This is a genomic window from Stutzerimonas stutzeri, from assembly GCF_002890915.1.
Classification (GTDB): domain Bacteria; phylum Pseudomonadota; class Gammaproteobacteria; order Pseudomonadales; family Pseudomonadaceae; genus Stutzerimonas; species Stutzerimonas stutzeri_AF.
In genome coordinates this window covers 97,399-104,072 of the sequence record NZ_POUT01000014.1, presented here as the reverse complement: position 1 = coordinate 104,072, position 6,674 = coordinate 97,399, and the positions used below count along the sequence as shown (strand labels likewise).

The following is a 6,674-nucleotide window of genomic DNA, read 5'->3' as shown; positions in this document are numbered from 1 at the left end:
GAGCGTTGGAACCACCTGATCCCATCCCGAACTCAGCAGTGAAACGACGCATCGCCGATGGTAGTGTGGGGTCTCCCCATGTGAGAGTAGGTCATCGTCAAGCACCTATCCCAAACCCCCGATCCGCATTAGCGGCTCGGGGGTTTGCTTTTGCGTACGGTCCGGCTTCCTAGGCACTTACGGTCGGCGTCGCTATCATGCGAGCCTCGTCAGTTGGGGTGTGACATGAATAGGCTGTTGAGATTGCTCCAGGATGGGCGCTTTCATTCGGGGCAGGAGTTGGGGGAAAAGCTCGGTGTGAGTCGCAGCTCCGTCTGGAAGCACTTGCAGCGTGTAGAGAGCGAAACCGGCTTGAGGCTTTACAAAGTGCCCGGGCGAGGTTACCGCCTGGCTGAGCCGCTTTCCCTGTTCGATCATGCAAAGCTCGAGCCGCACTTGCGTCGGCTGGGATGGTCGCTGTACCTGCGCAGTACTACCGACTCCACCAATGCCGAGGCGCTCCGTCTGCTGCAGGAGCAAGTATCCGCTCCCTTTCTCGTTCTGGCTGAGGCTCAGACTGATGGGCGGGGACGGCGCGGTCGTAAATGGGTCAGTCCTGTCGGGCAGAATCTCTATTACAGCTTGGCTCTCAAGGTTGTTGGAGGGGCGCAGCAGTTATCGGGCATGAGTCTGGTCGTGGGGCTGGCGGTCATGCAGACACTGCGTCTTCTTGGCGTTGAACGGGCGGGGCTGAAGTGGCCAAACGATGTATATGCCGATGGCCGAAAGATCGCTGGGATCCTCTTGGAGTTGACGGGGGATCCGGCGGATGTGTGCCATGTCGTCATAGGCATAGGCATCAACGTCAACATGCTCACGGCCGATAGTGGAATCGACCAGCCATGGACCTCCGTAAGGGCTCAGGCTGGAAGCATGGTGGATCGGAATGATCTCGTGCTTGCGCTGAGCGACTCGCTGCAGGGCTACTTGAAGCGTCATATGGCGCTCGGATTTCCAGCTTTGCAGGCCGAATGGGAGGCCAGCCATATCTGGCAGGGGTGCAAATGCACCCTCAGCACCGGCGCTCAAGATTTCTCTGGGATTGTACTCGGGGTCGATCAGCAGGGGGCTCTCAGGTTGTCGATCAATGGCTGCGAGCATTCGTTTAGTGGTGGGGAGCTCAGCTTGAGGTTGGATCCATGATTCTTGAGTTGGATTGCGGTAACAGCCTGATCAAGTGGCGTGTATTCGATCCTTCGGTCGATGTCGTATTGATGGAGGGCGTGGCGGTTTCGTTGGTCGAGCTGATCGCCCAGCTTGCGGAGCTGCCTGAGTTGCATGTCTCGCGTGCGAGACTGGTTAGCGTCCGTAGCGATGACGAGACCGCGGACGCTTGTTCGCGTCTGGCCGAAACGTTGGGCGTCGAGGTGCTCCGGGCAATGCCGGCGAGGCAGCTCGGCGGTGTGCTTAATGGCTACCTCGATCACGAGCGCTTGGGCATGGATCGTTGGTTGGCAATCGTGGGCGCCTTCCAGTTAGGCGCGCGCGCGATGCTCGTAATCGATCTTGGAACGGCCGTGACCGTCGATTTGGTCAACTCGGAGGGGGTTCACCTGGGCGGCTACATTTGCCCGGGTATGTCATTGCTTCGGCATCAGTTGCATGCTCATACGCGGCGTATTCGGTATGACGTTGAGTCTGCTCGGGCGCTTCGGGATGAGGCCCGGCCGGGTCGCTCGACAGCCGAGGCGGTTGAGCGGGGCTGCTTGCTGATGTTGCGCAGTTTTGTCGAGTCGCAGATCCTGCAGGCCGGCGATTATCTGGGGAGTGACTTCGTGGTATATGCCACCGGCGGCGATGTCGCTCTGATTGCAGGCATTGAGGGCATACGCTGCGTGCCTGATCTCGTGTTCCGCGGCTTGGCCATCGCCTGCCCCTAGCCCATAGACAAGGTCGAAGCTTGCATGCGTTGGTTTTTTCTCCTGCTGATGCTGTTGAATGTCTTTTTCTTTCTACAACACCAGTACCAAGCGCCTCTGAGGATAAAGGAGGTGGCGCCACTCGACGCCTATAACAGGCCCCAGCAGAACATTACCCTGCTCAGCGAGTCGCCTTCTCCAAAGCGCCGTGAGCAGGTGGCGGTGCCTGGCGAATCCGATAGCGCGTGTCTGTTCTTGGGTGGGTTCGATGATGAGCAGCTGGCCAATTCATTGGAGCAACGGCTGTTGAGCCTGGACGTGCAATCCAGTGTCCAGTTCGTGGATATGGCTGGCGGGGTGGACTATTGGGTGTATCTGCCGCCACTGGCTTCCAGATCGGCCTCTCTGCGTCAGTTGCGAGAGCTGCAGAGCAGGAATATAGACAGTTACATCATCACGGTCGGTGACTTGGCCAACGGTATTTCACTCGGAATCTTTTCGCGCAAGGATTCGGCGGAGGGGGTCGTGGCTCGTCTACGGGAGGTGGATTATGCTGCTCTGGTCCGTGAGCTGCCTCGAGTGCATCGCAAGTATTGGGTCCGTATTTCCGCTGCCAGCCGTCATCTCGTCGACGACACGATCCTGGAAGGGCTGATGAAGGATATGCCGGCGCTACAGCATCGGCAGATGTCCTGCACAAGCGTTGCAACTTCGGAATAGTTTGAATAGAATGGCGCCCGCTTCGCAGCTAGGGGCTGTTGTTCCGCTGTCGTAGCCGCTGTCATGGAAGCTAACCTCAAGATTTATATGAGAAAATGCTTGACAGCAGGGTGGCAAGTGATGAAAATGCCGCCTCACTTTGGAGGGGTTCCCGAGCGGCCAAAGGGATCAGACTGTAAATCTGACGTCATAGACTTCGAAGGTTCGAATCCTTCCCCCTCCACCAGATTCAAGCGTAGGCTTCGGCGTTCGCGGGTATAGTTTAGTGGTAGAACCTCAGCCTTCCAAGCTGATGATGCGGGTTCGATTCCCGCTACCCGCTCCAGCTTTGAAGGTTACGGTAAAAGCTTCGCTCATGTAGCTCAGTTGGTAGAGCACACCCTTGGTAAGGGTGAGGTCAGCGGTTCAAATCCGCTCATGAGCTCCAAACCACAAAGGCAGATATGTAAATATCTGCCTTTGTTTTAATGGTGGCGTGACTAGCTCAATTCAACGATGGGAGACGGTCTCGATGGCTAAAGAAAAGTTCGAACGTAACAAACCGCACGTCAACGTCGGCACCATTGGTCACGTCGACCATGGCAAGACCACTCTGACCGCTGCGCTGACCCGCGTGTGCTCCGAGGTGTTCGGTTCCGCTCGCGTCGACTTCGACAAGATCGATAGCGCGCCGGAAGAGAAGGCTCGCGGTATCACCATCAACACTGCGCACGTGGAATACGACTCCAACGTCCGTCACTACGCGCACGTTGACTGCCCGGGTCACGCTGACTACGTGAAGAACATGATCACCGGTGCTGCCCAGATGGACGGCGCGATCCTGGTCTGCTCGGCTGCTGACGGCCCCATGCCGCAGACCCGCGAGCACATCCTGCTGTCCCGTCAGGTAGGCGTTCCGTACATCGTCGTGTTCCTGAACAAGGCTGACATGGTTGATGATGCCGAGCTGCTGGAACTGGTCGAGATGGAAGTTCGCGACCTGCTGTCGACCTATGATTTCCCGGGCGACGACACGCCGATCATCGTCGGTTCCGCGCTGATGGCGCTGAACGGCGAAGACGACAACGAGCTGGGCACCACTGCGGTGAAGAAGCTGGTCGAGACCCTGGACACCTACATCCCGGAGCCGGTTCGTGCCATCGACAAGCCGTTCCTGATGCCGATCGAAGACGTGTTCTCGATCTCCGGCCGCGGTACCGTGGTGACCGGTCGTGTCGAGCGCGGCATCATCAAGGTCCAGGAAGAAATCGAGATCGTTGGTCTGCGTGACACCACCAAGACCACCTGTACCGGTGTCGAAATGTTCCGCAAGCTGCTCGACGAAGGTCGTGCCGGCGAGAACTGCGGCGTGCTGCTGCGCGGCACCAAGCGTGATGACGTCGAGCGTGGTCAGGTGCTGGCCAAGCCGGGCACCATCAAGCCGCACACCAAGTTCGAAGCCGAAGTGTACGTGCTGTCCAAGGAAGAAGGTGGTCGTCACACCCCGTTCTTCAAGGGCTACCGTCCGCAGTTCTACTTCCGTACCACTGACGTGACCGGTTCGTGCGAGCTGCCGGAAGGCGTCGAGATGGTGATGCCGGGCGACAACGTGAAAATGGTTGTCACCCTGATCAAGCCGATCGCCATGGAAGACGGCCTGCGCTTCGCGATTCGCGAGGGTGGCCGTACCGTCGGTGCCGGCGTGGTTGCCAAGATCGTCGAATAACGATTGATCTGTTTGAAGCAGGTCGGCATAATAGTCGGCCTGACTCTTTCTAGGCCAGTAGCTCAATTGGCAGAGCGGCGGTCTCCAAAACCGCAGGTTGGGGGTTCGATTCCCTCCTGGCCTGCCAATTTCAATATCGAAATTTGGCAGTCTTTACAAGGTTCTAGCAGATGAATATCAAAGCTGAAGCCAAAGACACGCGCTTCGATCTGGTGAAGTGGCTTGTTGTGGCTGCTTTGGTGGTTGTTGCCGTTGTCGGTAATCAATACTACTCCGCTGAGCCGATTCTGTATCGAGTCCTGGCGGTGCTTGTGATCGGTGCGGTAGCTGCGCTGGTTGCTCTGCAGACCTCCCGGGGGCGTTCTTTCTTCGCGTTGCTGAAAGAGGCGCGTGTAGAGATTCGCAAAGTCGTTTGGCCGACCCGTCAAGAAACCACTCAGACCACCTTGATCGTTGTCGTTGTGGTCCTGGTTATGGCGTTGTTGTTGTGGGGGCTTGATACCCTGCTGGGTTGGCTGGTTTCCATGATTGTTGGTTAAGGGTGTCTCGTGGCTAAGCGTTGGTATGTTGTGCATGCTTACTCGGGTTACGAGAAGCACGTCATGCGCTCGCTGATCGAGCGCGTCAAGCTTGCCGGCATGGAAGATGAGTTCGGCGAGATTCTGGTTCCCACCGAAGAAGTGGTCGAGATGCGTAACGGGCAGAAGCGCAAGAGTGAGCGCAAATTCTTCCCGGGCTACGTTCTCGTGCAGATGGAAATGAACGAGGGCACTTGGCACCTCGTCAAGGATACCCCGCGAGTGATGGGCTTCATTGGTGGTACGGCAGACAAGCCGGCGCCCATCACCGACAAAGAGGCTGAGGCGATTCTGCGTCGTGTTGCCGACAGTGGTGACAAGCCGAAGCCGAAGACGCTGTTCGAGCCGGGTGAGGTCGTGCGTGTTGCCGATGGGCCATTCGCCGATTTCAATGGGGTGGTCGAAGAGGTCAACTACGAAAAGAGCCGGATCCAGGTCGCGGTGCTCATTTTCGGTCGCTCTACCCCGGTAGAGCTGGAGTTCAGCCAGGTCGAGAAGGTCTAGCTGGGTAAAGCATCCCACACCCCGCAGCTGCTGGCTGCGGGGTTTTGTCGTCACTGGGATAAATAAGCAATGGGGAGCCGCGAGGCGCTAAAACCCGTAACGGAGTAAATATGGCTAAGAAAATTCAAGCTTATATCAAGCTTCAGGTAAAGGCCGGTCAGGCCAACCCGTCGCCGCCGGTTGGTCCTGCACTGGGCCAGCATGGCGTGAATATCATGGAGTTCTGCAAGGCGTTCAATGCCAAGACCCAGGGCCAGGAGCCCGGTCTGCCGACTCCGGTGATCATCACCGTATACAGCGATCGCAGCTTCACTTTTGAAACCAAGAGCACTCCGGCAGCTGTGCTGCTGAAGAAGGCTGCCGGTATCACCAGTGGCTCCGCTCGTCCCAACACCCAGAAGGTCGGCACCGTTACCCGTGCCCAGCTGGAAGAGATCGCCAAGACCAAGCAGGCCGATCTGACCGCTGCCGAAATGGAAGCTGCCGTTCGGACCATCGCCGGGTCCGCGCGCAGCATGGGCCTGAACGTGGAGGGCGTGTAATGGCTAAGTTGACCAAGCGCCAGAAGGCAATCGCCGAGAAAGTCGAAGCCGGCAAGCAGTACGCCTTCGAAGACGCAGCCAAGCTGCTGGCCGATCTGTCGGCGGTGAAATTCACCGAGTCGTTCGATATCGCCATCAACCTCGGCGTCGATCCGCGTAAATCCGACCAGGTCGTGCGCGGTGCAACCGTGCTGCCGAACGGCACCGGCAAGACCGTGCGGGTTGCCGTGTTCACTCAGGGTGCGGGTGCCGAAGCTGCGCTGGCTGCTGGTGCCGATCGTGTCGGTATGGACGAGCTGGCTGCCGAAATGAAAGGTGGCGACCTGAACTACGACGTGGTGATCGCTTCCCCGGACGCGATGCGTGTCGTCGGCCAGCTGGGCCAGATCCTCGGCCCGCGCGGCCTGATGCCGAACCCCAAGGTCGGCACCGTGACTCCGGACGTCGCCACTGCGGTGAAGAATGCCAAGGCCGGTCAGGTACGTTTCCGTACCGACAAGAACGGCATCATCCACACCTCCGTAGGCAAGGTCGGTTTCGAGGCCGTTCAGCTGAAGCAGAACGTCGAAGCGCTGCTTTCCGATCTGAAGCGCCTGAAGCCGTCCACCTCCAAAGGTATCTACGTCAAGCGCGTCACCCTGAGCACCACCATGGGCCCGGGACTGGTCATCGATCAGGCTTCCCTGGAAGCGTAAGACACAAGCCGCCCCGTTCGCGGGGCGGTCTG

Annotated in this window: 8 protein-coding genes, 4 tRNA genes and 1 rRNA gene; all 13 read left to right on the top strand. The window is 58.4% G+C overall.

The genetic code is table 11. The features are described from left to right. Nucleotides 1–103, top strand: a 5S ribosomal RNA gene (gene rrf / locus CXK94_RS19655); the annotation flags it as partial. 122 nt (nt 104–225) lie between these two features. Further along, nucleotides 226–1,182, top strand: coding sequence for a bifunctional biotin--[acetyl-CoA-carboxylase] ligase/biotin operon repressor BirA (gene birA, locus CXK94_RS19650; RefSeq protein ID WP_102895553.1), 957 nt, complete (start codon nt 226–228; stop codon nt 1,180–1,182). After that, entirely contained in the window at nt 1,179–1,919 is a 741-nt protein-coding gene (locus CXK94_RS19645) for a type III pantothenate kinase (RefSeq protein WP_102895552.1), read from the top strand. The genes birA and CXK94_RS19645 overlap by 4 nt, the downstream gene beginning before the upstream one ends. 24 nt (nt 1,920–1,943) lie before the next feature. Further along, nucleotides 1,944–2,618 carry an SPOR domain-containing protein gene (locus CXK94_RS19640; RefSeq protein ID WP_102895551.1) on the top strand — a complete coding sequence of 225 codons (675 nt, stop codon included), beginning with the start codon at nt 1,944–1,946 and terminating at the stop codon, nt 2,616–2,618. Nucleotides 2,619–2,759: 141 nt separating this feature from the next. Next, a tRNA-Tyr gene (locus CXK94_RS19635) sits at nt 2,760–2,844 on the top strand. 25 nt (nt 2,845–2,869) lie between these two features. Next, nucleotides 2,870–2,943, top strand: a tRNA-Gly gene (locus CXK94_RS19630). 26 nt (nt 2,944–2,969) lie between these two features. After that, nucleotides 2,970–3,045 (top strand) — tRNA-Thr (locus CXK94_RS19625). Between the two features lie 84 nt (nt 3,046–3,129). Beyond that, on the top strand, nt 3,130–4,323 hold the full coding sequence (gene tuf, locus CXK94_RS19620) for an elongation factor Tu (protein ID WP_102895545.1): 1,194 nt from the start codon (nt 3,130–3,132) through the stop codon (nt 4,321–4,323). 51 nt (nt 4,324–4,374) lie between these two features. Continuing rightward, nucleotides 4,375–4,450: transfer RNA gene (locus tag CXK94_RS19615), tRNA-Trp, on the top strand. A gap of 43 nt (nt 4,451–4,493) precedes the next feature. Next, nucleotides 4,494–4,862, top strand: coding sequence for a preprotein translocase subunit SecE (gene secE, locus CXK94_RS19610; RefSeq protein ID WP_102895550.1), 369 nt, complete (start codon nt 4,494–4,496; stop codon nt 4,860–4,862). Between the two features lie 9 nt (nt 4,863–4,871). Continuing rightward, nucleotides 4,872–5,405, top strand: a complete 534-nt coding sequence (gene nusG, locus CXK94_RS19605) for a transcription termination/antitermination protein NusG (protein ID WP_003297703.1) — start codon at nt 4,872–4,874, stop codon at nt 5,403–5,405. 110 nt (nt 5,406–5,515) lie between these two features. Then, nucleotides 5,516–5,947: a 50S ribosomal protein L11 gene (gene rplK, locus CXK94_RS19600; RefSeq protein ID WP_063544041.1), complete on the top strand. Its 432-nt coding sequence runs from the start codon at nt 5,516–5,518 to the stop codon at nt 5,945–5,947. Further along, nucleotides 5,947–6,642 (top strand): 50S ribosomal protein L1, encoded by a 696-nt coding sequence (gene rplA, locus CXK94_RS19595; RefSeq protein WP_102895549.1) that lies wholly within the window; start codon nt 5,947–5,949, stop codon nt 6,640–6,642. The genes rplK and rplA overlap by 1 nt, the downstream gene beginning before the upstream one ends. The last annotated feature ends 32 nt before the right edge of the window (nt 6,643–6,674 follow it).

Coding starts and splice junctions, on each gene's coding strand:
- rplK (WP_063544041.1), top strand. CDS start 5,516: ATGGCTAAGAAAATTCAAGCTTATATCAAGCTTCAGGTAAAGGCCGGT.
- birA (WP_102895553.1), top strand. CDS start 226: ATGAATAGGCTGTTGAGATTGCTCCAGGATGGGCGCTTTCATTCGGGG.
- CXK94_RS19645 (WP_102895552.1), top strand. CDS start 1,179: ATGATTCTTGAGTTGGATTGCGGTAACAGCCTGATCAAGTGGCGTGTA.
- secE (WP_102895550.1), top strand. CDS start 4,494: ATGAATATCAAAGCTGAAGCCAAAGACACGCGCTTCGATCTGGTGAAG.
- rplA (WP_102895549.1), top strand. CDS start 5,947: ATGGCTAAGTTGACCAAGCGCCAGAAGGCAATCGCCGAGAAAGTCGAA.
- CXK94_RS19640 (WP_102895551.1), top strand. CDS start 1,944: ATGCGTTGGTTTTTTCTCCTGCTGATGCTGTTGAATGTCTTTTTCTTT.
- tuf (WP_102895545.1), top strand. CDS start 3,130: ATGGCTAAAGAAAAGTTCGAACGTAACAAACCGCACGTCAACGTCGGC.